A 23,230-nucleotide genomic window follows, 5' to 3' on the forward strand; every position below is an offset into this window, starting at 1 on the left:
GGCTGCAATTAACGGGGCCTAAACCATGGCGCACAAAGTGCTTGTCGTACGCAATGACAAAATTGGCGATTTTATGCTGGCTTGGCCAGCACTGGCATGCCTGAAAAAGGCAACGCCAACGCCGCATATCAGCGTATTGGTGCCTGACTATACAGCGCCGCTGGCCAGGGCCTGCCCGTGGGTAGATGAGGTGATGATTGATCCCGGCCCCAATGCGGATAAAGCCGCCCAGCAGGCCCTGCTGCATGAGGTCAAAGCAGCCAAATTCGATGCCCTGCTGACACTGTTTTCAACCCCTCGTATCGGCTGGCTGGGCTGGCGGGCGGGTATCCCACTACGCATGGCGCCAGCAACCAAGTGGGCGCAGATTTTCTATAATCAGCGTGTACGCCAGCGCCGTTCCCGCTCAGCCAAGCCAGAGTATCAATACAATGTGGACCTTGCCTGTGAACTGCTGGGCCGACTATCACTGACGCTATCTGCGTTACCCTCGCCCCCTTTCTGGCCACTGGAAAGCGAGGATCGCCAGCAGCAGCGTCAGCTATTGCTGCACAGCGCACAAGCAACCGAAAGCCAGATCGTGGTGATTCACCCCGGCAGTGGTGGTTCAGCGGCCAATCTTTCGCTGGATCAATACTCAGCACTGATCATACAGATTCAGCAGCAATTGGGGAGTGTGCATCCACCCCACTGGCTAATCAGTGCAGGCCCTGGTGAACAGCGCGAGGCCGAGGCATTGCAGGCAAAATTGGCGAGCGAAGGCGTGACAGCCAAGCCATTCCCTGCCACTACCAATGTGGCCGACTTCGCTCGCCAACTGGCGGGAGCTGACCTATTGATTGCCGGCTCGACCGGCCCGCTGCATATTGCAGGCTGCCTGGACATCGCCACGGCGGGTTTTTATCCGGCCAAACGCTCTGCCACGCCGCTCCGCTGGCAAACCTGCAACCGTGCGGAAAAGCGCCTGGCGTTCAGCCCGCCTTCAGGCGCTGACACACAGGACATGACTGCCATTGATCTCGACGCGGCAGCCCAACAGATCTCAGCGCTGCTTCTCGGCAGTTTGGGTACGCACCCATAGATCGGCGTACTTGGCGAACGTGGAATGCGCAGAGAGCAGAGCCAGCAACAGCCCCTGCTTGCCATCCTTGAAACCGGCTTTGAGCACGTACATCTTGAGAAAGCAGGCCAGACCATGGCGAATGCCTTGCCATAGCGTGGCCGTTTTGCCCTGCGCAGCCCGCTGCTCTGCCCAGGCCTGGGCATAGTGGGCGGATTTCTCCAGATAGTGGCGCAGGTCGCGGTAGGTGTAGTGAAGCAGGTCGCCGGATAACGGCTTTTCGGCAAGGCCTGCGTCGACGACCAGCTTCTCGTGCACCAACGCGGCGTTATACCCTGCCTGACCTTTCGGGTAGAGACGCAGCACCCGGTCTGGGTACCAGCCCGAGTGGCGAATGAAACGGCCAAAACACCAGGAGAGCCGACTGACGCTATATGCAGCGGGAGGCTGCTGAATGGCCTCTTGAATGCTGTCACGCAATTCAGGGGACACGCGCTCATCGGCGTCGACCATCAAAATCCAGTCACTGCTTACCAGGGCTTCTGCTCGCTGGCGCTGAATGCCAAACCCCTGCCAGTCGGCATTCACATGGACCTTGTCCGTGAACGCGCGGGCAATCTCGCAGGTAGCATCCTGGCTGCCCGCATCCAGCACGACGATTTCATCGGCCCAGGTGAGCGTTTCGAGGCATTCACGCAAATGGTGGGCTTCGTTTTTGACGATCAACACAGCAGCAAGAGTCACAGTTCACCTATCCCAGCGAATTTATACCAACGAATCTATAGCAACGAATTTATAACAACGAGATGAGCGATCCATTCGCTCATGCTTCATGGCCAGTTTCATTGCATGCTACCACGACCATGAACGTCGAGATTTGGTAAGCTAACAGGCTCATTCAGCAAGCGACGAAAAGGGACATGGCATGCTCGCTTCCAAGTCACCCCCCCTGACTCCCTGGCTACCGCTGGTCGTGATTGGCGCGAGCCTGGGCTATGCCGTTACTGTCTTGACGCGCTTGCCCTGGTGGACGCTTTTCATCACCGCCACCGTGTGGATGCTGGTAGGCCTCAAGCTGCGCTGGGGTGCTCCCTTGAATGCCCGCTACCGCCCCGTCTGGCCATGGTCGCTGCTACCGCTGAGCCTGTTTGGCATTTACGTCTACCTGGTCGACAGCTTTGGCAGTGTGGACCTGGGCGCGGTATTTTTCCATCTGCAAGCGGGCATGGCCGACCATGGCGGTGGCGGCAAAATGGTCATGGCAGTGGTATATACGCTGGTCGTGCTCGCCATGCTGATCTCCGTCCTATATATCGCCCGTCACGACCAGCGCTGGCGTCTGACCGAACGCTTTTTTGCCATTGCCTTGTTAGCCGGAAACCCGCTGCTATACGGGCTGGGGCAACGCAGTGCCGCCATCGTCACCGACGATGGGGCCTGGCTGGATCGACGCTACGTTCAGCCGCCGCTGGAAGACCAGCCCGGTGCTCCTAACTTGCTGCTCCTCTACCTGGAAAGCATCGAGCGTACCTATCGTCACGACATATTCGGCAATGCCTATGATGACCTTGACGCACTGGGGGCGCGTGGCGTCGTTTTCGAAGGCGTGCAGCAAATGGACAACACCGGCTGGACCATGGCCGGGATGATCGCCAGCCAGTGCGGCGTGCCCCTGATGCCCGCTGGCCTGTTGCATGACAGCCAGTTCGAACCCCTTTCTCAGGTCGTGCCTGGCGTAGACTGCCTGGGCGATATTCTTGCGGGTCAAGGTTACCGGCTCAGCTATCTGGGTGGCGCCAGTACGCAGTTTGCGGGTAAAGGTCTCTTTTACAGAGGGCATCAGTTCGACACGGTCAAGGGCAAGGAGGATTTCATCACGGACATGGACGACCCCGAGTATCTCAATAGCTGGGGCCTCTATGACGATACCCTCTACGACTTCACCGTCGACGAAATACGTCGCTTGAACCGTGAAGACGATGGCCCCTGGGCAGTGGTCAACCTGAGCATCGCGGGCCATGCACCCAACGGCTTTCCCGCCCAGCGCTGCCGGGACCGCCAAGGGGCCTTCGATGGCCAGGACATTCTTTACTCCGTGGAGTGTTCGGCCTGGCTGGCCCGCGATCTGATCGAACGCCTGGAAGCAGAAAACCTGCTGGAGAATACGCTGGTGGTGGTGCTCAGCGACCACCTGACCATGCGCGTGTCGGTATGGGACCAACTGACGGCGCTGGATCGCGACAATACCTTTATCATGCTAGGCGACAGGGTGGTGCCCCAGCGGATACGCCGCGAAGCCACCATGCTGGACGTGTTTCCCACCATACTGGACGCCATGGGATTGCCGCTACACGAGGGTCGTGCAGGCCTTGGCACCTCCCTGCTGGGCCGCCGCGCGACCCTGGCGGAAACCCACGGGCTGAGTACGCTCAATGCTCGCCTGCGCGAAGAAACGGCCCTCCAGCACCGGCTATGGGAAGGACTCGCTCCTCAGCGCAGAGAGACCGAGGAGAGTTCCTCGGCGCAGGTCATGGAGACCCCGGCCGATCAAGCCGAAGAAGTCGAGATCCTTCACTGACAGCTGCCTTGGCAGCCCCCTCACGGCAGGCCGACGCAGATCGACTGATAGACGCGCTCGACGGACAAGTCATTGAGACAGTTGGTATGACCCAACGGGCAAACCCGTTCGAAGCATGGCGAGCAGGAGAGCCCCAGGTAGTGAATGGACGCCTGTTCGGTGAGGGGCGGCGTATAGGCAGGAGACGACGATCCATACAGCGCCTGAATACGTACCCCAACTGCTGCCGCTACGTGCATCAGGCCAGAATCATTGGTCACTACCTGGCAGCAATCGGCCAGCAGATCGACGGCGTCGGCCAGCTGGGTTTTCCCGCACAGATTGTGCGCATGCGACAACCCCTTCACGATCGCCTGCCCTGCCTCATGGTCCTTTGCTCCGCCCAGCACGCGCACCTCGAAACCGTCCTGGGTGAGCTTCGCCGCCAACTGGTGAAAGTAGGCCAGCGGCCACTGCTTGGCCGGCCCATACTCAGCGCCTGGCATCATGCCGATTGCTGGGCGGGAAGAGAGCGCGAGGCTCAACCGCAGATTCACCAGGTTGTCACGGTCAATGGTGAGCCTGGGCTTGGGAATGGCAAACTGGCCAGTTTGCGCTTCAGAGGCAGGAAGCCCCAGCGAGACAAAGCGCTTGACGGTCTGATCCAGCACCTGTTTATCCAGCTTGCGGCGCTCTTTCAGCAGCCCGTAACGATGCTCCCCCAGGAACCCTACCCGCTCAGGGATCCGTGCCATGAAAGGCACCAGCGCCGCCTTCCAGGAGCGCGGCAGCACAATGGCGCGGTCAAAGCGGCCCCGCAACCGAGCGGCCAGCTCCCGCCGACTCGCCAGGCCAAATTCACCATGGCCGACCTCCAGTGGCAACACCTCATCGACTTCGGGCATGCGCTCGAGAATCGGCTGCGACCAGGCCGGGGCCACCACGCCCAGCGTGGCCCCCGGGGTGCGCGCCTTCAAAGTCATGAACAGGCTTTGCGCCATGACCATATCGCCGACCCAGGAGGGGCCGACCACCAGAAGCCGCTTGGCAGAGTCAGCCATTCAGCCACTCCAGATAAGCCTTGACCCCCTGAGCCACCGTCTTGAACTCGACATCACATCCCGCTGCTCGCAGGTGGCCGATGTCCGCACGGGTATAGCTCTGGTAGCGCCCCTTCAGCTCCTGGGGGAACGGGATATAGTCGATTTCGCCCTGACCATAGAAATCGATCACCGCTTCACCAATCGCCTTGAAAGGTTCGGCACGGCCCGTACCCAGGTTGAAGATGCCCGACGCGCTGGGGTTGTCCAGGAACCAAAGGTTCACGTCGACCACATCGCCGACGTAGACAAAGTCGCGACTCTGCATGCCCGCCTCATAGCCGCCGTAGGCACCGAACAGTTTCAGCGTTTCGCCGTTACGGATCTGGAGATGGTTGTGGTATGCCACGCTCGCCATCTTGCCCTTGTGTTGCTCTCGAGGGCCGTAGACGTTGAAGTAGCGGAAACCTACTACCTGGGTAGTCAGCTCGTTCCAGCGCGAACGCACGTGCTGATCGAACAGCAGCTTGGAGTAGCCATAGACGTTGAGCGGTTTCTCGTGCTCAGGGGCTTCCTTGAACACTTCGCTGCCGCCGTAGGTGGCCGCTGACGAAGCGTACAGAAACGGAATGCCCAGCTTCTCGCAGTAGTTGAGCAGCACCTTGGAGTACTCGAAGTTGTTCTCCATCATGTAGTGGCCGTCCCACTCCGTGGTATCCGAGCAGGCACCCTCATGGAAAATCGCATCGATGGTCGGCAGGTCCACCGTTTCACCGCGCAGCGCGGCTTTCACCCGGGCAATGAAATCATCCTTGTCCAGGTAGTCGGCGAGCGTGCAGTCCGCCAGGTTGACGAATTTGGTGCCATCGCGCAGGTCGTCGACCACCATCACATCGTCACGGCCACGAGCATTTAGCGCTTTGACAATATTGGCGCCGATAAACCCGGCGCCGCCTGTTACCACGATCATCTCGTTCTCCTTATCAAAAGCGGCTGTTTTGCTAACGTGCCTATAACCCATCTGCCTGTAATTGTATACTTGACGGCTTATGAATTCATGGCCAACGGTGCTTTCCGCGATGAGTGTCTCGACAAACCAATCGACACCCGATGTGTCGACCTTTCAAGGCTTGATCCTTGCTCTGCAACAGTACTGGGCAGAACAGGGCTGTGTGATTCTCCAGCCCCTCGATATGGAAGTCGGCGCGGGCACCTTTCACCCCGCCACCTTCCTGCGAGCGATTGGCCCCGAAACCTGGAACGCTGCCTATGTGCAGCCTTCCCGCCGCCCCACCGACGGCCGCTACGGCGAAAATCCCAATCGCCTGCAGCACTACTACCAGTTTCAGGTGGTGATGAAGCCCTCCCCCAGCAATCTGCAGGACCTGTACCTGGGGTCATTGAAGCGCCTGGGCCTCGACCCGCTGGTTCACGACGTTCGCTTCGTGGAAGACAACTGGGAATCCCCCACGCTCGGGGCCTGGGGCCTGGGCTGGGAAGTATGGCTAAACGGCATGGAAGTCACCCAGTTCACCTACTTCCAGCAGGCGGGCGGCATCGAATGCTACCCCGTTACCGGCGAGCTGACCTACGGCCTCGAGCGTATCGCCATGTACCTGCAAAACGTCGATAGCGTTTACGATCTGGTCTGGGCCATTGCGCCGGACGGCAGCAAGGTCAGCTACGGCGATGTTTACCTGCAAAACGAGCGGGAGCAGTCCGCCTACAACTTCGAGCACGCCGACGTCGACCAGCTCTTTGCTGCCTTCGACCATCAGGAAAAAGAGTGCAGCAAACTACTGGCCGCCAGCCTGCCGCTACCCGCCTACGAGCAAGTGCTCAAGGCGTCGCACACTTTCAACCTGCTGGATGCGCGCCACGCCATCTCGGTCACCGAACGTCAACGCTTCATCCTGCGTGTGCGGACCATGGCCCGTGACGTGGCGACCGCCTACTTCGAATCACGCAAAGCAGCAGGGTTCCCCATGGCGCCCGAGGCCCTGCGCCGCGAACTGCTAGCCGACCAAGGAGACGCATGATGGCCGTTGATACGCTTTTACTGGAACTGGGTGCCGAGGAGCTGCCGCCTACCGCCCTGGACGCGCTCTCTGATGCGTTTGCTGCGGGTATTGAAAAAGGTCTGCAGGAAGCAGAGGTTCCGTTTCACTCCGTCACTGCCTATGCAACACCGCGTCGTTTGGCCGTCCAGGTATCGGGATTGGCCGACAAGCAGCCGGATCGTGAAGTGGAGCGCCGTGGTCCCGCGCTGGCCGCCGCATTCAAGGATGGCGTGCCCACCAAGGCCGCCGAAGGCTTTGCGCGCTCCTGTGGCGTCAGCGTGGATGAGCTGATTCACCTGGAAACCGACAAAGGCACCTGGCTGGGCTTCCAGGAGCAGCAGCAAGGCGAGAGTGTCCAAGCACTACTGCCAGAGATGATTCGCAAGGCGCTTCAGTCGCTGCCGGTGCCCAAGAACATGCGCTGGGGTGCGTCTCGTGTGGAGTTCTCCCGCCCGGTACACTGGCTGGTCGCCCTGTATGGCAAGGAAGTGATTGCCGCAGAAGCACTAAGCCTGCAGGCCAGCCGCACCACCTACGGTCATCGCTTCCACGCCCCGGATGCGATCCAGCTCGAACACGCCGACGATTATCTGGCAGTACTGGAAAACGCCTACGTGCTGGCCGACCGTCAGCAGCGCCGCGAGCGTATTCGTGAGCAGGTGCTGGCCGAGGCAGAAGTTCAGGAAGCCAATGCGGTCATCGATGAAGACCTGCTGGTCGAGGTCAGCGGTTTGGTCGAGTGGCCCGTGGCATTGACCGGCAGCTTCGATGAGCGCTTTTTGGACGTGCCCGCCGAGTGCCTGATCTCCTCCATGAAGGCCAACCAGAAATACTTCCACTTGCTGGATGACCAGGGCAAGCTCAAGCCGCTATTCATCACCATTTCCAACATCGAAAGCCAGGACCCTGATCAGGTTATTGCCGGCAATGAGAAGGTCATCCGTCCTCGCCTCGCGGATGCTGCATTCTTCTACGATACCGACCGCAAAAAAACGCTGGCATCGCGCATTCCTCAGCTGGAAAGCGTCGTGTTTCAGCAGCAGCTCGGCACGCTGGCAGACAAGGCACGCCGCAGCACGGCCATTGCTACCTTCATCGCCGAGCGCATCCAGGGTGATGTTGCCCACGCTCAGCGTGCCGTGGCACTGGCCAAATGCGACCTGGTCACTGAGATGGTACTCGAGTTCCCCGAGCTGCAAGGCATCATGGGCCGCTACTACGCCGAGCAGGATGGCGAGCCTGCCGAAGTAGCCCAGGCACTGGAAGAACAGTACCTGCCGCGCTTTGCCAGCGACGCCATCCCCGCCAGCCTGACTGGCCAGGCACTGGCCCTGGCAGACCGCCTGGATACGCTGGTGGGCATCTTCGGCATCGGCCAGCGCCCCACGGGCGCCAAGGACCCCTTTGCCCTGCGCCGCGCGTCCATTGGTGTGCTGAATATCCTGGTAAAAGGCGAGCTGAACCTCGACTTGCGTGAACTGCTGCAGGTCGCCGTCGACCAGCACCAGCAACTGCCCAAAGCCGAAGGACTGGTAGAGGAAGTGCTGACCTACATGCTCGACCGCTTCCGCGCCTGGGGGCAGGACGAAGGCATTACCGCCGAGATGTACCTGGCCGTGCGTGCTCGTCCCGTCAGCAAGCCGCTGGATTTTGCGCGTCGGTTACGTGCCGTCAAAGCCTTTGCCCAGCGTGAGGAAGCCACCGCTCTGGCGGCTGCCAACAAGCGTGTCTCCAATATCCTGAGTAAGCAGGCGCACGATGGCAGCACACAAGTCGATACCACACTGCTTCAGGAGAGCCCCGAGCAGACACTAGCGGAGGCCGTCATCCACTGTAAGCAGCAGGTAGCTCCGCTATTTGCCGCCGGTGAGTACCAGCAGGCTTTGGACACACTGGCAACGCTGCGTGAGCCGGTCGATACGTTCTTCGATCAGGTCATGGTCATGGCCGATGACGAGGCCGTGCGTCGCAACCGCCTTGCTCTACTCGCCAGCCTGCAGGCGCTTTTCCTCGAAGTCGCGGATATTTCTCAGCTACCCCAGTAAGCCTCTACTCGTAAGCGCATGCAACCCGGCCCTGGTGGCCGGGTTTTTTGTTGACTGTGTTCAACGAAGCTTTTGTTTCACGTGAAACATCAAGATAAAATTAATGAAACATTTCAATTGCCGCTGCGTCTGATATACCGGGCGGCCACGCACTTACGCCGTCAAGGGAGTTGGCCATGTACGATATGTTTCTTTTCGATACTCTGCCTCAGCAGCAGTCCAATATGGCATCCTATGAGCTGGCAGGGCGAAAGGTCTGGCTGAAAAAAGCGGCTAAACGTAACTCACGGCTGGCTTACCTGCCGCTGACCTTGATGGCGCGCTGGCTGAACATCGAAGCACTCAAGCCGGTGCCCAACCTGGGCGGCCAAGAGAGCGTGGCGCTGGAAGCCAGTCGCATCAAAGCATTGTCTGCCGCGGGTATCGCCGTACCGACCATTCTGGCAGAAACCCCTGACGCCTTGTTGCTGGCCGATGCGGGCAGCGCGGAGGAACCCGCAGCCACGCTGCTGGAGAAATTGACCCAGGCGCAAACACCAGACGAAATCGACCAATTGTTAAACCTTGGTATTTCAGCGCTCAATGATGTGCATGAGCGCAGCTGCTATCTTAGCGAGGCCTTTGCACGCAACATACTGGTCAACAAGGATGGGGTCGTGTTCATCGATTTCGAAACGGACCCAGGCCAGGTACATGAACTCACCGACTGCATGGTGCGCGATTGGCACTGTTTCATCTTTTCTCTCTATGGCAAGCTGAGCAAACGACCTCTTCATCGTGAACGCCTGACCGCAGCCCTGATGGACGGCCTGCAGGCCACCCGCGACGATGTACGCGAACGCTTTCTGGCGACCTTGCCGCGCCTGCAGCGTCTCCAGAAAATTCCTTTCCAACGCTTTGGCAGCGATGGTAAGAAAATTGCCCATACCCTGCATGCCTTGGCGCTACTGAATCAGCACCTACGCAGTAAATAGGACTTTCATGCCTTCGATGACTTCTCTGATGCCAGAACGGCTCGTGATTCTTGACCGGGATGGCGTCATCAATCACGACTCGGATGACTACATCAAGTCCCTGGCGGAGTGGGTGCCCTACCCTGCTTCCATTACGGCCATCGCGCGGCTTTCACAGGCCGGTTTTACGGTAGCCGTGGCCACCAACCAATCAGGCATTGCACGGGGCTATTACGATGAAACCACCCTGGCCGCCATGCACCATCACATGAGCACCTTGGTAGAAGCCGAAGGTGGCCAGATTGCGCACATCGCATATTGCCCCCATGGCCCGCAAGATGCCTGCACCTGCCGAAAACCGTTGCCCGGCCTACTGACGCAAATACAGCAGGCACTTGGCCTGGATCACCTGGGAGGTAGCTGGATGGTAGGTGACAGCCTGCGAGATCTGCAGGCCGGAGAGGCGGTAGGTTGCCAAAGTGTGCTGGTAAAGACAGGCAAAGGTGAGAGAACGCTAGCCAAAAGTGTGGGCCTGGAACACACGCTGGTCGTCAATGACCTTGCTGAATTCGTTGACCAGTTGTTAGCCGGTGCACTGGATACTCACCCACGGCGTGGCTGAAGGTGAGTTAAGCGCCAAACCTGCACACTCCAGGCTCTTACAGCAGTCTCATACAAAAAAGCCGCAGAGGGCGATGCCCACTGCGGCTTTTCTTATTCAATGTTTCACGTGAAACATCTTTCATTAACGACCGCTAGCTGATGGAGTACAGCGCTATACGTCAAGATTCGCCACCAGAGCGTTGGTTTCGATAAAGTCACGACGTGGCTCTACTTCATCGCCCATCAAGGTGTTGAACATCATATCGGCGGCAACGGCGTCTTCAATGGTCACGCGCAGCATGCGGCGACTATCGGGGTCCATGGTGGTTTCCCAGAGCTGATCCGGGTTCATTTCCCCCAGCCCTTTATAGCGCTGCACTGACAGGCCACGCTGGCCTTCCTGCATCAACCAGGACAACACATCAGAGAAGTGGCTAACCGGCTTCTGACGCTCGCCACGGGCAATGTAGGCGCCCTCTTCCAACAGCCCGTTAAGCGTTTGCCCAAGCCCTGCAATCGCGCGATAGTCAGCACTCTCGAAGAAATCCAACCCCCACACATAATCAGTCGTCACGCCATGGGCAATCAGTGACACTGCGGGAAGGTGCAGACCACGCTCGGTGTCTTCCTGAAGATAGAACTGATAACGCGGGCCGCCCTCATAAGCCACTTTGTCATCCATGGCTTTCTGAAGCTCACCAATCCAGTTCTGCATGGTACCGCGATCTTTCAGGCTAGCTTCCCCTTGCAGTGCAGTGGCATGTACTACCTGCTTCAATACCTCTATGGGGTAAGCACGTGCCAGGCGATCAATCCGCTTCATGACATTGCGGTACTGATTCACCAGGGCCTCTAGCTGCGAGCCTGCGATGCCCGGTGCATCAGCATTCACATGGAGCCCTGCGCCATCCAGTGCCGTCGTGGTCAGGTAGTCCACCATGGCCTGCTCGTCTTTCAGGTAGAGCTCCTGCTTGCCACGCTTGATCTTGTACAGCGGTGGCTGCGCAATGAAGATATGGCCCCGCTCGATCAGCTCGGGCATCTGGCGGAAGAAGAACGTCAGCAGCAGCGTACGAATATGCGAACCATCCACGTCGGCGTCCGTCATGATGATGACCGAATGGTAACGCAGCTTGTCAGGGTTGAACTCTTCGCGACCAATACCACACCCCAACGCCGTGATCAGCGTCCCTACCTCAGCGGAAGAGAGCATCTTGTCAAAACGCGCTTTTTCGACGTTAAGGATTTTACCCTTCAACGGCAGGATGGCCTGGGTACGACGGTCACGACCCTGCTTGGCACTGCCGCCGGCCGAGTCACCCTCCACCAGGTAAAGTTCTGACTGGCTGGGGTCTTTCTCCTGACAATCAGCCAGCTTGCCGGGCAAGCCAGCAATGTCCAGAGCCCCCTTACGACGCGTCATGTCACGAGCTTTTCGGGCGGCTTCACGGGCTCGCGCCGCGTCGATCATCTTGTTGACGATCGACTTGGCTTCATTGGGCTTTTCGATCAGGTAGTCTGCGAACAGACGCCCCATCTCCTGCTCTACCGCCGTTTTCACTTCGGAAGAAACCAGCTTGTCCTTCGTCTGCGAGGAGAACTTGGGGTCCGGTACCTTCACCGAAATGATGGCCGTCAAACCTTCACGAGCATCATCACCGGAGGTATTGACCTTCGATTTCTTGAGCAGATTTTCAGCTTCGATGTAATGATTCAGCGTTCGCGTGAGGGCTGCCCGAAATCCTGCCAGGTGGGTGCCACCGTCTCGCTGGGGAATGTTGTTGGTGTAGCAGAAGATGTTTTCTGTAAACGCATCGCTCCACTGCATGGCCACTTCGACTTCCACTCCGTCTTCGCGCTCCGCATTGAAGTGGAAAACCGGATTGAGAACGGTCTTGTTCTTGTTGAGGTGATCAACAAAGGCTTTCAAGCCACCCTCATAGTGGAAGAGCTCTTCCTTACCACTGCGCTCATCCATCAGGCGGATTGCAACGCCGGAGTTCAGGAAGGAGAGTTCACGTAGCCGCTTGGCCAGAATATCGTAGTGAAACTCGATATTGGCGAACGTGGCAGGAGACGGACGAAAATGTACGCGGGTGCCGCTTTTTTCAGTTTTGCCCACGACCCCAAGGGGAGCCTGCGGCACGCCGTGGTGATAGATCTGCTCAAATACTTCGCCTTGCCGCCAGATGGTGAGACGCAGCTCTTCTGAAAGCGCGTTGACCACCGAGACACCTACCCCGTGCAGCCCGCCAGACACCTTGTAGGAGTTATCATCGAATTTACCGCCTGCGTGCAGCACGGTCATGATGACCTCGGCTGCCGAAACGCCTTCGCCTTCATGCAGTTCAGTCGGAATACCGCGGCCGTTATCACTTACGGTGATCGATTCATCCGGGTGGATGACGACGCGAATTTCACTGCAGTGGCCTGCCAGAGCTTCATCGATGGAGTTATCCACCAGCTCGAAAACCATGTGGTGCAGCCCGGTGCCATCGTCGGTATCACCGATGTACATGCCCGGACGCTTGCGTACTGCGTCCAGTCCTTTGAGCACCTTGATGCTTGATGAATCGTAAGCCTGCTCGCTCATTGACCACTCCGTCGTGAAGTCTGTCTGGTTCCGTGTCGTTTAGCCATCCGTCTCCAATTGACTCCATCCAGCCGGGGAATGTTTCACGTGAAACATTTTTATGTCCGTACTGGCTTGCCAACTATTCCTTAGAGCCGTGGCTTCAACGCTGGTAATAAAAGCCTGACACTGCATTTCTTCCAGTAAATGGCAAAATTGATGGCGGTGCCTGTCATCCAGCTCCGCAGGTAAATCATCAATCAGATAGATACAGTGCCGCTGCGTGGTACTTTCCAGAAGCCGCCCCTGAGCCAGCTTCAGCGCACTAACGACCAACTTCTGCTGGCCTCTGGAAAGCACCTCAACGGCGGGCTGCTTGTTCAATCGAATACGCAGGTCTGCTCTCTGGGGGCCCTGCTGGGTAAACCCCATCTGCTGATCCGTCTCGCGGCTATCTCTCAGCACTTCCGCCAGAGAGCGCTGCTTATCCCACCCTCGGGCATAGCGAAGCGTCAGGCCAGGTAGTGGCAGCAATTTATGCAGCGTTTCTTCGAACATGGGCAAGAACTGGCTAAACCACTCAAGGCGAAGCCGATCCATCTCTTCGCCCCACTGTGCAAGCTCTTGCTCCCAAACAACCAGCTCACTGGCCACCATTCTACCACGCCTGAGAAGGGCATTCCGATGTTTCACTGCTCGGCGCGTTCTTCGCCAGGCATCCAGGAAATGATGTTTCACGTGAAACACACCCCAGTCGAGAAACTCTCTACGCCCGGCAGGAGAGCCCTCCAGCAACCTGAAGGCATCGGGATTGATGAGCTGTAGGGGCATCGCCTCCACGAGCTCGGCCAAGCGCACCCCCTTCTCCCCCCTCAAACGCAGCTCCAGCTCGCGCTGAGTGCGTAACCGCCTGACCCCCAGGGTAACCTCAGGGTCACCCCCCAAACGACCATACAGGGTCATATATGGGGCTTCCGTCTGTATGGCATGCTTGAGCTGACGGGTTCGAAAGGAGCGCCCCATACCCAGCACATGAATACCTTCCAGAACGCTGGTCTTGCCACTGCCATTATCGCCGTGCAGCACATTGATGCGCGGCGATGGCTGCAAGGTGGTGGGGGCCAGGTTACGCAGGCCGTGGAAAGTAAGCTCCTTGATGCTCATGCGTCGATGTCACTCTTCAAGACCATTGATTGCCGTCCAGCACACGTGAAAACGGCGCTTCTGAAGCCAGAAGCGCCGTCATAGATAACGTCCTGCTGCCGTTTATAGACGCATGGGCATGACGACGTACAGCGCATCACCGCCACCTGGCTCTTCCAACAGCGCACTGCTGTTGGGGTCGGCCAACGTCATTTGAACGCGGTCTTCATCCAACACGGAAAGCACGTCTACCAGATAGCCAACGTTGAAGCCGACTTCCATGGCACTGCCATTGTATTCGACAGCGACGTTCTCCTCGGCCTCTTCCTGTTCCGGGTTGTTGGCCATGACCTTGAGGTTGCCCTCTTCCAGATAGAGACGTACGCCACGGTACTTCTCGTTGGAGAGGATGGCGGTCCGCGACAGCACCTGACGCAACTCCGCGCGCTCGGCAATCAGCACCTTGTCGCCATTGCGCGGCACGACACGCTCGTAGTCCGGGAATTTGCCGTCAATCAGCTTGGACGTGAACGTAAAGTCGCCCGTGTGAGCACGCACATGGGTCGCACCCAGCGTCAGGCTTACGGGCTCGTCACTGTCGTCAAGCAAGCGAGACAGCTCCAGAATACCCTTGCGCGGCACGATCAGTTTCTGCGCCTGGCTGACGGCCACTTCTACCGGACGTGAGCACATGGCCAGCCGATGCCCATCGGTGGCCACCGTGCGCAGCAGATTGCTCTGAATCTCCAGCAGCATGCCATTCAGGTAGTAGCGCACGTCCTGCTGGGCCATGGCGAAGGATGTCGACTCGATCAAGTGCTTCAATGTACCGCGCGGTACGCTCAGTTCCTGGCTACCATCCGCATCTTCGATGTTGGGAAACTCGGCAACCGGAAGTGTAGAAAGTGTAAAGCGCGAACGACCACTACGTAATACGGCGCGCCCGTCCTCCACAGCCAGTTGAATATCCGACTGATCCGGCAATGACTTGCAGATATCCATCAGCTTGCGCGCAGGTACCGTTGCTGCGCCTGGCTGGTCCACCTGGCTGGCCACCGTGCGCCCCACCAATTCGACTTCCAGGTCGGTACCGGTCAGCGCTACCTGATCACCTTCGACCTGGATCAAGACGTTCGACAGCACAGGCAGCGTTTGGCGCCGTTCTACGACCCCCGCCACCAGAGTCAGCGGGCGAAGCAGCGCCTCTCGGGAAATGGTAAATTTCATCGAAACTCCGGTTTTCTATCCTGAAAGGCCCACCGCAGCAGGCCGACATAATGGGTTAACTGGTCAGCAGGCGCAGGAGGTTCTTGTAGTCCTCGCGAATATCTGCGCTCTCTTCCTGCAACGCCTTCACTTTACGACAAGCGTGCAATACCGTCGTATGGTCTCGCCCACCAAAGGCATCACCAATTTCCGGCAGGCTGTGATTGGTCAACTCCTTGGCCAGCGCCATGGCCACCTGCCGAGGGCGCGCCACTGAACGAGAGCGTCGCTTGGAGAGCAGGTCCGCCACCTTGATCTTGTAATACTCAGCCACCGTGCGCTGAATATTATCCACCCCCACCTGCTTGTCTTGAAGGGCCAACAGGTCTTTCAACGATTCACGGATGAAGTCCTGGGTGATCGGCTTGCCCATGAAGTGGGAGTCGGCAATGACCTTTTTGAGCGCACCTTCCAGCTCCCGCACGTTGGAACGTATTTTCTGAGCGATGAAGAAGGCTGCATCATGCGGTAACTCGACCTTGGCCTGGTCGGCTTTCTTCATCAGGATCGCGACCCGCGTCTCCAGCTCAGGCGGCTCGATGGCTACCGTCAAGCCCCAACCGAACCGCGACTTCAAACGTTCTTCGACGCCACTGATCTCTTTGGGGTAGCGATCCGAGGTCAGGATCATCTGCTGGCCACCTTCCAACAGGGCGTTGAAGGTATGGAAAAACTCCTCCTGGGAGCGCTCCTTGCCAGCAAAGAATTGAATATCATCGATCAACAAGGCGTCGACACTGCGATAAAAACGCTTGAAGTCATTGATGGCGTTGAGCTGAAGCGCCTTCACCATATCCGCCACGAAGCGCTCGGAGTGCAGATACACCACTCGGGCGTTTTCCCGCCTACCTGCCAAGGCATTGCCCACGGCATGCATCAAGTGGGTTTTACCCAGGCCTACACCCCCGTAGAGGAACAGCGGGTTATAGGCCCCACCCGGATTTTCGGATACCTGCCGAGAGGCCGCACGCGCCAACTGGTTCGATTTACCTTCCACGAATGTATCAAAGGTGAAGTTGGGATTCAGGCCGCTGCTGTGCTTCAGGCTACCTTCTACCTGTACCTGGCGCTCGTTGCCGCGTCGGCCAGCGCCCGGCTCTTCGCGCAACTGCTCGATCTCACGCTCATCGCCCACTTCACCGCGGGGCGGAGTATGGACGGCGGGAGCAGGTGCCTGGGCAGGCGATGCGGAGACGGGATTACCCAGCTCTCTAGGCTGTGGCGCAGCTGCCGAGGTGCGACGACTACCCACGGTAAGGCTGACCTTGGGAGGTTTGGAAGGGGCAAGCTCGCGCATCAGTTCACTGATTCGCTTGGCATATTTATCGCTCACCCAATCGCGCACGAAGCGGTTCGGCGCCAACAAGCGAAGCTCGTTGGACTCTCCTTCTTCTGCCTGCAGCGGACGTATCCAGGTATTGAACTGTTGCGAATTCAGTTCGTCCTGCAGGTAGTCCAGGCACTGTTGCCAAAGCGCGAGTGACACTCATCTCACCATCGATTGAAAACGGCCGACCATTGTAGCGCCCAACGAAACGGTTATCCACACGCACTCGGGGCTCTTTTTCCCCTGTGGACAAATGCCCATGAGGGCTTAGGAAAAGCAGCGGACGGCATGGGTACAAAACCGCATACTGCTGAGTTGTGCTGCGTTAATCACACATAAATCACAGCTTTTACGCCGCTTTACAGCCAGTTACCCACAGATTTTTTATCATTTTAAGATTTTGATAAAAATAGAGATAAATGAGTTATCCACAATTAGTATCCCCACTATTAATAACAACAGGTTTAAGAAAACCCATTAGTAATAGTAGTGTCATCGACGTTCGTCAGACTGACGGGGTATCGTGGATCGCCATTGCCCTTTTCACGCTTTTCATGCAAGGAAAAATTGCACCGAGGCCAGGAAGTCTCTACAATTTCCGGTCTTGAATTGAAACTCCCCGGCTGGTTCCTCACTGGACCGGGTCATCTGGAATTCAATTTCCGTCCTAAACCACGTGGGAATAACGAGTTATGAAACGCACTTTTCAACCCAGCGTTCTCAAGCGCAAGCGCGCGCATGGCTTCCGTGCTCGTATGGCAACCAAGAACGGCCGTGCCGTCATCGCACGCCGCCGTGCCAAAGGCCGCAAGCGTCTGAGCGCCTGATCTCGGATTGCGTGTGTCGCCTCAAGGCTTTCCCCGGTGCTTGCGATTGCTGAACGCTGGGGATTTCAGTCACGTGTTCGAACAAGCCGACTTGAAAGTCCATGGCAAGGGCATGATGGCGCTAGCGCGCTTGAACAGCCTGGGACATCCCCGCATTGGTCTGATAGTCAGCAAGAAAAATGTGAAGCTTGCTGTGGATCGTAACCGCTTCAAGCGCCTGGTTAGAGAATCCGTTCGCCTTCGTCAGGATCGCTTGCCCGCTGTGGATATCGTGATCATGGCCAAGCGAGGCGTTCAGGAGATCGATAACGAGACGCTGACTCGCCAATTGCATGGCATGTGGAAACGACTCCAGCGCGAGGCTCCGGCGGTATCGACATCTCCGCCATCACATGGCCTGACACGTGACACTTGACGACACACCTCGCCGCTCGACCTCGGCCTGCCGCTTGGCAGGCTTTCGTGTGTCATGGGCCGAGCAAATGACACTGCGCCATTAGCATGTTCACCACCCATCGGGCAGAACCCTCATGGACGTAAAACGACTTTTATTACTGATTCCACTGGCAGTGCTTGCCTACCTACTGGTTGTACAGTGGAATCAGGATTACGGGCAGACCAGCTACGACTCCACTCCCGAAATGACCCAGACAAGCAATGGGGCACCTGCGAGTGAAGGCGGCAGCGACGATCTTTCCGTTCCCAGTACTTCCGCACCTCAGGCCGCCATCGATGAAGGCATGAGCGACTCGCCAAGCTCGACCGCCAGTCGTGACTTCATCGCCGTCACTACCGATGTGCTGGACGTACGCATCGACCCCTTTGGTGGGGATATCGTGTATGCCGCTCTGCCACAGCACAAGCTGACGCTGGACTCTGAACGCAACTACGTGTTGCTATCGGATAACGCCACGCGCAGCTACGTAGCACGCTCTGGCCTGCAGCTGGATGGCCAGTCAAGCCGCATCACGTTTACGCCTGAAAACACCGAATACCGCCTGGGTAACGACGAGCAAGAGCTCACCGTCGACCTGACGGCAGAGGTCAACGGCGTTGACGTGATCAAGCGTCTGACCTTCGAGCGCGGCAGCTATGCGGTCAATGTCAGCTATTACCTGGCCAACAACACTGATGAGCCTGTCAGTGCCCGTTTCATTGGCCAACTAGCGCGCGATAACAGCCCAGACCCCTCCAGTGGCGTCGCTATGGGCATGAGTTCCTATCTGGGCGCCGCCTACTCGTCACCGGATACCCGCTACGAAAAAGTCGATTTCGATGATATCCAGCGCGGTCGTTTCGAGAACCGTGAGGCCCAGGGTGGCTGGGTCGCCATCATTCAGCACTACTTCGTCTCTGCCTGGGCACCTGCTCAGAATCAGCAGAACCTGTACTACGCGACCACCGACTCCAGCAACCGCAACGTTGCCGCCTTTGCAGGGCCGGTGACCAGCGTGGCCGCCGAAGGCGAAGCGACTCTGGGGGCTACCCTTTACATGGGTCCCAAGGTTCAGGAGTACCTGGAGCAGGTGGCACCGAACCTGCGCCTGACCGTGGACTACGGCTGGCTGTGGTTCATTGCCAACCCGCTGTTCTGGCTGCTCGACAAGATTCATGACCTGGTCGGCAACTGGGGCTGGTCCATCGTTCTGCTGACCGTGCTGGTCAAGCTCGCGCTATTCCCGCTTTCAGCCAAGGCCTATAAGTCCATGGCTCGGATGCGCAAGCTCGGGCCGGAGATGCAGCGTCTCAAAGAGCTTTATGGCGATGACCGCCAGAAAATGTCTCAAGAGATGATGAAGTTCTACCAGAAAGAGAAGATCAACCCGCTGGGTGGCTGCTTGCCGATCCTCATCCAGATGCCGGTCTTCATCGCGCTGTACTGGATGCTGCTGGAATCCGTTGAACTTCGCCATGCGCCGTTCATGCTGTGGATCCAGGATCTGTCGGTGAAAGATCCGTACTTCATTCTGCCCATCCTGATGGGGGTATCGATGTACGTTCAGCAGCTGCTCAACCCGACGCCTCCGGACCCCATGCAGGCCAAGATCATGAAGATGCTGCCCATTATCTTCACGTTCTTCTTCCTGTGGTTCCCGGCGGGTCTGGTCATCTACTGGGTGGTGAACAACATCATCTCGGTAGCCCAGCAGTACGTGATTACCCGCAATATCGAGAAAGACCCCAACGTGGGCAAAGGGATGCGCACCAAGTAGCCTCTCATCCCGCCCTTTACCAGACCCCCGCTAAAGCGGGGGTCTGGCGTTTCAGGCCTGCCCTTTTCTTCCGCTGCATACACGATACACTCTCTTTTTTGATCTCCAGGACGCGTTATGGCTGAACGACTCTATACCCAAGACACGATTACCGCCCTGGCCACCCCTCCGGGACGCGGCGGCGTTGGCATCATCCGCGTATCCGGCCCGGAAAGCCGCCATATCGCTCAGGCCATACTGGGGCAATGCCCTCCCCCGCGTCATGCCTATTACGGTCCCTTCAGTGGTGCTCAAGGCATTATCGACGAAGGAATTGCGCTGCTGTTTGCCGGGCCTAACTCCTTTACCGGGGAGGACGTGCTGGAGCTGCAGGGGCACGGCGGCCCCGTGATCATGGATATGCTGCTGGAGCGCTGCCTCGCCCTGGGGGCACGCCTGGCTCGGCCAGGCGAGTTCTCCGAACGCGCGTTCTTGAATGATAAGCTGGACCTGGCCCAGGCCGAGGCGATTGCCGACTTGATCGATGCCAGCTCACGCTCGGCTGCCGAAAATGCCCTGCGCTCGTTGCAAGGCGAGTTTTCACAGCGCGTTTCTGGGCTGGTTCAGCAGTTGATCGAGCTGCGTGTCTATGTTGAGGCCGCCATCGACTTCCCCGAAGAAGAGATCGACTTTCTTGCCGATGGCCACGTGGCAACGCATCTGGAACAGGTGCAGCAGGCGCTGGTGCGTGTGCGCCAGGCCGCAGGCCAAGGCGCCTTGCTGCGTGAAGGCATGAGCGTGGTGATTGCAGGGCGCCCCAATGCGGGCAAGTCCAGCCTGCTCAATGCGCTGACCGAGCAGGACACGGCCATCGTCACGGACATTGCGGGCACCACCCGCGACGTGCTGCGTGAATACATCCACCTGGACGGCATGCCACTGCATATTATCGACACCGCTGGCCTGCGCGATACGCCGGACGCGGTAGAAAAAATTGGCGTTGCCCGGGCTTGGGAAGAGATCGAGAAAGCCGATCGCGTACTGCTGCTAGTCGATGCCTCGCTTACCCAGGCAACGGACCCCATGGCCATCTGGCCCGAATTCGTGGCCCGCCTGCCGGACCAGCAGCGATTGACCCTGGTGCGCAACAAGATCGACAGCAGCGCCGAAGCGCCAGGGCTCGAAGCATCTGAGTTACCCACAGGCACTCCCATCGTCAGGCTCTCGGCCAAAACGGGGGCAGGTGTGGATAACTTGAAAGCCCATTTGAAAGAGGTGATGGGCTTTTCCGCCACTACCGAAGGTCGTTTCTCGGCACGCCGCCGCCATCTGGATGCCTTGGACCGTGCCATGGCCGCATTGGAAGCAGGGCGAGCTCAGCTGGAAGGCTACGGTGCAGGAGAACTATTGGCCGAAGATCTGCGCGATGCCCAGCAGGCACTGGGAGAGATTACCGGGGAGTTCAGCGCCGACGACCTGCTTGGAGAGATCTTTGGCAGCTTCTGTATCGGCAAGTAATTCGAGCAACATAATTAGGCCAGAGCGTCGACACCAACGCTGGGGCAGATACGCCGCCTAAGCCAAATCACGGTAGCCAAAAACACTTGACCACTACACACTGGAGACCAGTGTGATGAAGGTATTTAAAGTCTGATGCGGAGAGACAAGAATGATACATCCTCCTTTTATTAAGCGCATCGTCTTGCGCAACTACAAGAGCATCGGCTACAGCGATGTATGTTTGCGCCCGCTAACTTATCTGGTTGGGCACAATGGTGCAGGCAAAAGTAATTTCATGGATGCTCTGCATTTCGTACGCGACGCGCTGTTCAATTCGCTGGATAGTGCCTTGAATGAGCGCGGCGGCATCAACGAAGTGCGCCGACGTAGCGGTGGTCATCCCACACATTTCGCACTTCGTATCGAGTTTGTCATGCACGGTGGCCAAGCCGCTCACTATGGCTTCGTCATAGGAGCGTTGAAGAATGGCGGTTACGAGGTTCAAAGAGAAGAGTGTGTTATCGCAGGTATTGGCAAAGGCCCATTCTTCCGAATCGACAAAGGCAAATTACGTGACAGCAGCGAAGCGACCTTTCCGTCTGTCACTGCGGATAGGCTAGCATTGGTAGCCGCTTCAGGGCTAACGGCTTTCCGCCCGGTATTCGATGCCTTGACTGCGATGGGGTTCTATAACCTCAACCCCAAGCTGATGCGCGAATTACAGAAGCCGCAAGATGGCCGACTGTTGCGGCCGTCTGGGGAGAACATCGCCAGCGTGATCGGTCATTTGGAAAAAGTAGCACCTACCCAGATGGCGCTGATCCAGGAGTATTTGCACTCCGTGGCACCGATGGTGCATGGCGTGGAACGCAAGCCTATTGGGCCAATGGAAACATTGGAGTTTCGCCAGGATATGGCGGGCTCCAAGCACCCCTGGCGCTTCCTTGCTCAAAATATGTCCGATGGCACCTTGCGTGCCTTGGGTGTTCTGGCCGCGTTATTACAGGGTAATGTGGATTATTCACCAACTTTGATCGGCATTGAGGAACCTGAAACTGCACTTCATCCTGCAGCGAGCGCTGCGCTGCGTGAGGCGTTGGTGCGTGCGTCCAAAACTACGCAAATCCTGGTAACCAGCCACAGCCCGGACCTGCTGGATGACCGTAACATCGACGAAGATGCCGTGCTGGCCGTAGTATCAGAGGCAGGGGAAACCAAGGTTGCGCCGCTAGATGAAGGATCGCGCCAAATGATGCGGGATCACCTGTTCTCGGCAGGAGAACTGCTGCGCATGAACCAACTGGCACCTGATCGCATGAGCATAGATCAACAGAACAAGGCTGCCTCTGGTGACCTTTTCAGTGAGACAGAATCCTCATGATCCAAATAGCCAGCATTGTAGAAGGCCATGGCGAGGTGGCCGCACTACCTGTGCTACTGCGCCGCTTGAACGAGTGGCGCCCCGGACATTGCTATGCGCAGGCGCTACCGCCCATTCGCGTGCATCGAGACCGCTTCCTCAATCGAGAAGACGAGTTTCGCAAGCAACTGCTGTTAGCAGCCGCCAAGTGTGGTGAGCAGGGGTGGATTTTGGTGGTGCTGGACGCCGATGACGATTGTCCAGTCGAACTGGCGGCTGACATCTATCAGCGCGCAAGGCAGCATGTGCCGCACCGACGCTTGTCGGTAGTGTTGCCAAAGCGAGAATACGAAGCCTGGTTCATTGCCGCAGCACGATCGCTCGACGGGTGCAGGGGATTTCGTTGTCCAGATGAACTTCCAGCCGACGCAGAGACACCACGAGACGCAAAAGGCTGGTTACGCCAGAATATGGGAAGCCAAACCTATAGCGAAGTACTAGATCAGCCTGCTTTCACCGCTTACTTCGATCTGCAACAGGCACTTGATAACAGCCGATCATTCCGCAAGTTGTGCAAAGAGTGGCAAGCCAACGTCGTCGATATGAACGTGGATTGAAGCATGAAATTTCGTATCGCTGCCCCAGCTTAACTCGCCTAACCGGCTACCCGGCTCGAACTGACGACCAGTGGCACGCCAATATTGTCGAAAGTGACGAGCAAAGGA

19 protein-coding genes are annotated in these 23,230 nt (G+C 57.9%); 12 read left to right on the plus strand and 7 right to left on the minus strand.

The features are described from left to right. Window positions 1–25: 25 nt before the first annotated feature. Window positions 26–1,081: a glycosyltransferase family 9 protein gene (locus tag B7L71_RS12810; protein ID WP_081138445.1), complete on the plus strand. Its 1,056-nt coding sequence runs from the start codon at window positions 26–28 to the stop codon at window positions 1,079–1,081. On the opposite strand, the gene B7L71_RS12815 is transcribed toward B7L71_RS12810, so the two are convergent. After that, on the minus strand, window positions 1,043–1,804 hold the full coding sequence (locus B7L71_RS12815; RefSeq protein ID WP_081138447.1) for a glycosyltransferase family 2 protein: 762 nt from the start codon (window positions 1,802–1,804) through the stop codon (window positions 1,043–1,045). The two genes, B7L71_RS12810 and B7L71_RS12815, sit on opposite strands and share 39 nt — an antisense overlap. A 181-nt stretch (window positions 1,805–1,985) precedes the next feature. Here B7L71_RS12815 and B7L71_RS12820 point away from each other — a divergent pair, with 181 nt between their 5' ends. After that, window positions 1,986–3,638, plus strand: coding sequence for a sulfatase-like hydrolase/transferase (locus tag B7L71_RS12820; RefSeq protein WP_081138448.1), 1,653 nt, complete (start codon window positions 1,986–1,988; stop codon window positions 3,636–3,638). Between the two features lie 20 nt (window positions 3,639–3,658). On the opposite strand, the gene waaF is transcribed toward B7L71_RS12820, so the two are convergent. Both waaF and rfaD read right to left on the minus strand, forming a co-directional pair. Next, the gene (gene waaF, locus B7L71_RS12825) at window positions 3,659–4,678 is read right to left on the minus strand and encodes a lipopolysaccharide heptosyltransferase II (protein ID WP_081138450.1); all 1,020 of its coding nucleotides are present in this window, start codon (window positions 4,676–4,678) and stop codon (window positions 3,659–3,661) included. Further along, window positions 4,671–5,627 carry an ADP-glyceromanno-heptose 6-epimerase gene (rfaD, locus tag B7L71_RS12830; protein WP_081138451.1) on the minus strand — a complete coding sequence of 319 codons (957 nt, stop codon included), beginning with the start codon at window positions 5,625–5,627 and terminating at the stop codon, window positions 4,671–4,673. The genes waaF and rfaD overlap by 8 nt, the downstream gene beginning before the upstream one ends. Window positions 5,628–5,736: 109 nt before the next feature. Between rfaD and glyQ the strand changes: the two genes are divergently transcribed. The 4 genes from glyQ (at window position 5,737) to gmhB (ending at window position 10,337) form a co-directional block, all read left to right on the plus strand. Then, window positions 5,737–6,696, plus strand: coding sequence for a glycine--tRNA ligase subunit alpha (gene glyQ, locus B7L71_RS12835; protein WP_026001915.1), 960 nt, complete (start codon window positions 5,737–5,739; stop codon window positions 6,694–6,696). Continuing rightward, entirely contained in the window at window positions 6,696–8,762 is a 2,067-nt protein-coding gene (gene glyS, locus B7L71_RS12840) for a glycine--tRNA ligase subunit beta (protein WP_081138453.1), read from the plus strand. Before glyQ ends, glyS begins: the two co-directional genes overlap by 1 nt. Before the next feature lie 176 nt (window positions 8,763–8,938). Continuing rightward, window positions 8,939–9,736: a hypothetical protein gene (locus B7L71_RS12845; RefSeq protein WP_081138455.1), complete on the plus strand. Its 798-nt coding sequence runs from the start codon at window positions 8,939–8,941 to the stop codon at window positions 9,734–9,736. Window positions 9,737–9,764: 28 nt separating this feature from the next. Beyond that, complete coding sequence (gene gmhB, locus B7L71_RS12850; protein WP_081138457.1) at window positions 9,765–10,337, plus strand: D-glycero-beta-D-manno-heptose 1,7-bisphosphate 7-phosphatase; 573 nt, start codon at window positions 9,765–9,767, stop codon at window positions 10,335–10,337. Window positions 10,338–10,490: 153 nt separating this feature from the next. Here gmhB and gyrB read toward each other — a convergent pair whose 3' ends face one another. From gyrB to dnaA, 4 genes are all read right to left on the minus strand, one after another. Next, a complete protein-coding gene (gene gyrB, locus B7L71_RS12855; protein ID WP_081138459.1) occupies window positions 10,491–12,911 on the minus strand; it encodes a DNA topoisomerase (ATP-hydrolyzing) subunit B in 2,421 nt (806 codons plus the stop codon). 39 nt (window positions 12,912–12,950) lie between these two features. Next, window positions 12,951–14,054: a DNA replication/repair protein RecF gene (gene recF, locus B7L71_RS12860; protein WP_081138461.1), complete on the minus strand. Its 1,104-nt coding sequence runs from the start codon at window positions 14,052–14,054 to the stop codon at window positions 12,951–12,953. A gap of 102 nt (window positions 14,055–14,156) precedes the next feature. Next, the gene (dnaN, locus tag B7L71_RS12865) at window positions 14,157–15,260 is read right to left on the minus strand and encodes a DNA polymerase III subunit beta (protein ID WP_016915609.1); all 1,104 of its coding nucleotides are present in this window, start codon (window positions 15,258–15,260) and stop codon (window positions 14,157–14,159) included. 55 nt (window positions 15,261–15,315) lie between these two features. After that, window positions 15,316–16,785 carry a chromosomal replication initiator protein DnaA gene (gene dnaA / locus B7L71_RS12870; RefSeq protein WP_016915608.1) on the minus strand — a complete coding sequence of 490 codons (1,470 nt, stop codon included), beginning with the start codon at window positions 16,783–16,785 and terminating at the stop codon, window positions 15,316–15,318. Window positions 16,786–17,318: 533 nt separating this feature from the next. Between dnaA and rpmH the strand changes: the two genes are divergently transcribed. The 6 genes from rpmH (at window position 17,319) to B7L71_RS12900 (ending at window position 23,122) form a co-directional block, all read left to right on the plus strand. After that, window positions 17,319–17,453, plus strand: coding sequence for a 50S ribosomal protein L34 (rpmH, locus tag B7L71_RS12875; RefSeq protein WP_009723348.1), 135 nt, complete (start codon window positions 17,319–17,321; stop codon window positions 17,451–17,453). A gap of 13 nt (window positions 17,454–17,466) precedes the next feature. Beyond that, window positions 17,467–17,868 carry a ribonuclease P protein component gene (gene rnpA / locus B7L71_RS12880; RefSeq protein ID WP_139790135.1) on the plus strand — a complete coding sequence of 134 codons (402 nt, stop codon included), beginning with the start codon at window positions 17,467–17,469 and terminating at the stop codon, window positions 17,866–17,868. 115 nt (window positions 17,869–17,983) lie between these two features. Next, window positions 17,984–19,666 carry a membrane protein insertase YidC gene (gene yidC, locus B7L71_RS12885; RefSeq protein ID WP_081138464.1) on the plus strand — a complete coding sequence of 561 codons (1,683 nt, stop codon included), beginning with the start codon at window positions 17,984–17,986 and terminating at the stop codon, window positions 19,664–19,666. A 117-nt stretch (window positions 19,667–19,783) separates the two neighbouring features. Beyond that, entirely contained in the window at window positions 19,784–21,163 is a 1,380-nt protein-coding gene (mnmE, locus tag B7L71_RS12890) for a tRNA uridine-5-carboxymethylaminomethyl(34) synthesis GTPase MnmE (RefSeq protein WP_081138466.1), read from the plus strand. Between the two features lie 151 nt (window positions 21,164–21,314). Next, entirely contained in the window at window positions 21,315–22,526 is a 1,212-nt protein-coding gene (locus B7L71_RS12895) for an AAA family ATPase (RefSeq protein ID WP_016915604.1), read from the plus strand. After that, window positions 22,523–23,122, plus strand: coding sequence for a DUF4276 family protein (locus tag B7L71_RS12900; protein ID WP_016915603.1), 600 nt, complete (start codon window positions 22,523–22,525; stop codon window positions 23,120–23,122). Before B7L71_RS12895 ends, B7L71_RS12900 begins: the two co-directional genes overlap by 4 nt. Window positions 23,123–23,230 lie beyond the last annotated feature (108 nt).

The organism is Halomonas sp. BC2, from assembly GCF_002078115.1.
Lineage (GTDB): Bacteria > Pseudomonadota > Gammaproteobacteria > Pseudomonadales > Halomonadaceae > Vreelandella > Vreelandella stevensii.

Bases quoted from the DNA above. Each gene is read 5' to 3' on its own strand.
- B7L71_RS12810 (WP_081138445.1), top strand. From the start codon at position 26: ATGGCGCACAAAGTGCTTGTCGTACGCAATGACAAAATTGGCGATTTT.
- B7L71_RS12820 (WP_081138448.1), top strand. From the start codon at position 1,986: ATGCTCGCTTCCAAGTCACCCCCCCTGACTCCCTGGCTACCGCTGGTC.
- waaF (WP_081138450.1), bottom strand. From the start codon at position 4,678: ATGGCTGACTCTGCCAAGCGGCTTCTGGTGGTCGGCCCCTCCTGGGTC.
- rfaD (WP_081138451.1), bottom strand. From the start codon at position 5,627: ATGATCGTGGTAACAGGCGGCGCCGGGTTTATCGGCGCCAATATTGTC.
- glyQ (WP_026001915.1), top strand. From the start codon at position 5,737: ATGAGTGTCTCGACAAACCAATCGACACCCGATGTGTCGACCTTTCAA.
- glyS (WP_081138453.1), top strand. From the start codon at position 6,696: ATGGCCGTTGATACGCTTTTACTGGAACTGGGTGCCGAGGAGCTGCCG.
- B7L71_RS12845 (WP_081138455.1), top strand. From the start codon at position 8,939: ATGTACGATATGTTTCTTTTCGATACTCTGCCTCAGCAGCAGTCCAAT.
- gmhB (WP_081138457.1), top strand. From the start codon at position 9,765: ATGCCAGAACGGCTCGTGATTCTTGACCGGGATGGCGTCATCAATCAC.
- gyrB (WP_081138459.1), bottom strand. From the start codon at position 12,911: ATGAGCGAGCAGGCTTACGATTCATCAAGCATCAAGGTGCTCAAAGGA.
- recF (WP_081138461.1), bottom strand. From the start codon at position 14,054: ATGAGCATCAAGGAGCTTACTTTCCACGGCCTGCGTAACCTGGCCCCC.
- dnaN (WP_016915609.1), bottom strand. From the start codon at position 15,260: ATGAAATTTACCATTTCCCGAGAGGCGCTGCTTCGCCCGCTGACTCTG.
- rpmH (WP_009723348.1), top strand. From the start codon at position 17,319: ATGAAACGCACTTTTCAACCCAGCGTTCTCAAGCGCAAGCGCGCGCAT.
- yidC (WP_081138464.1), top strand. From the start codon at position 17,984: ATGGACGTAAAACGACTTTTATTACTGATTCCACTGGCAGTGCTTGCC.
- mnmE (WP_081138466.1), top strand. From the start codon at position 19,784: ATGGCTGAACGACTCTATACCCAAGACACGATTACCGCCCTGGCCACC.
- B7L71_RS12895 (WP_016915604.1), top strand. From the start codon at position 21,315: ATGATACATCCTCCTTTTATTAAGCGCATCGTCTTGCGCAACTACAAG.
- B7L71_RS12900 (WP_016915603.1), top strand. From the start codon at position 22,523: ATGATCCAAATAGCCAGCATTGTAGAAGGCCATGGCGAGGTGGCCGCA.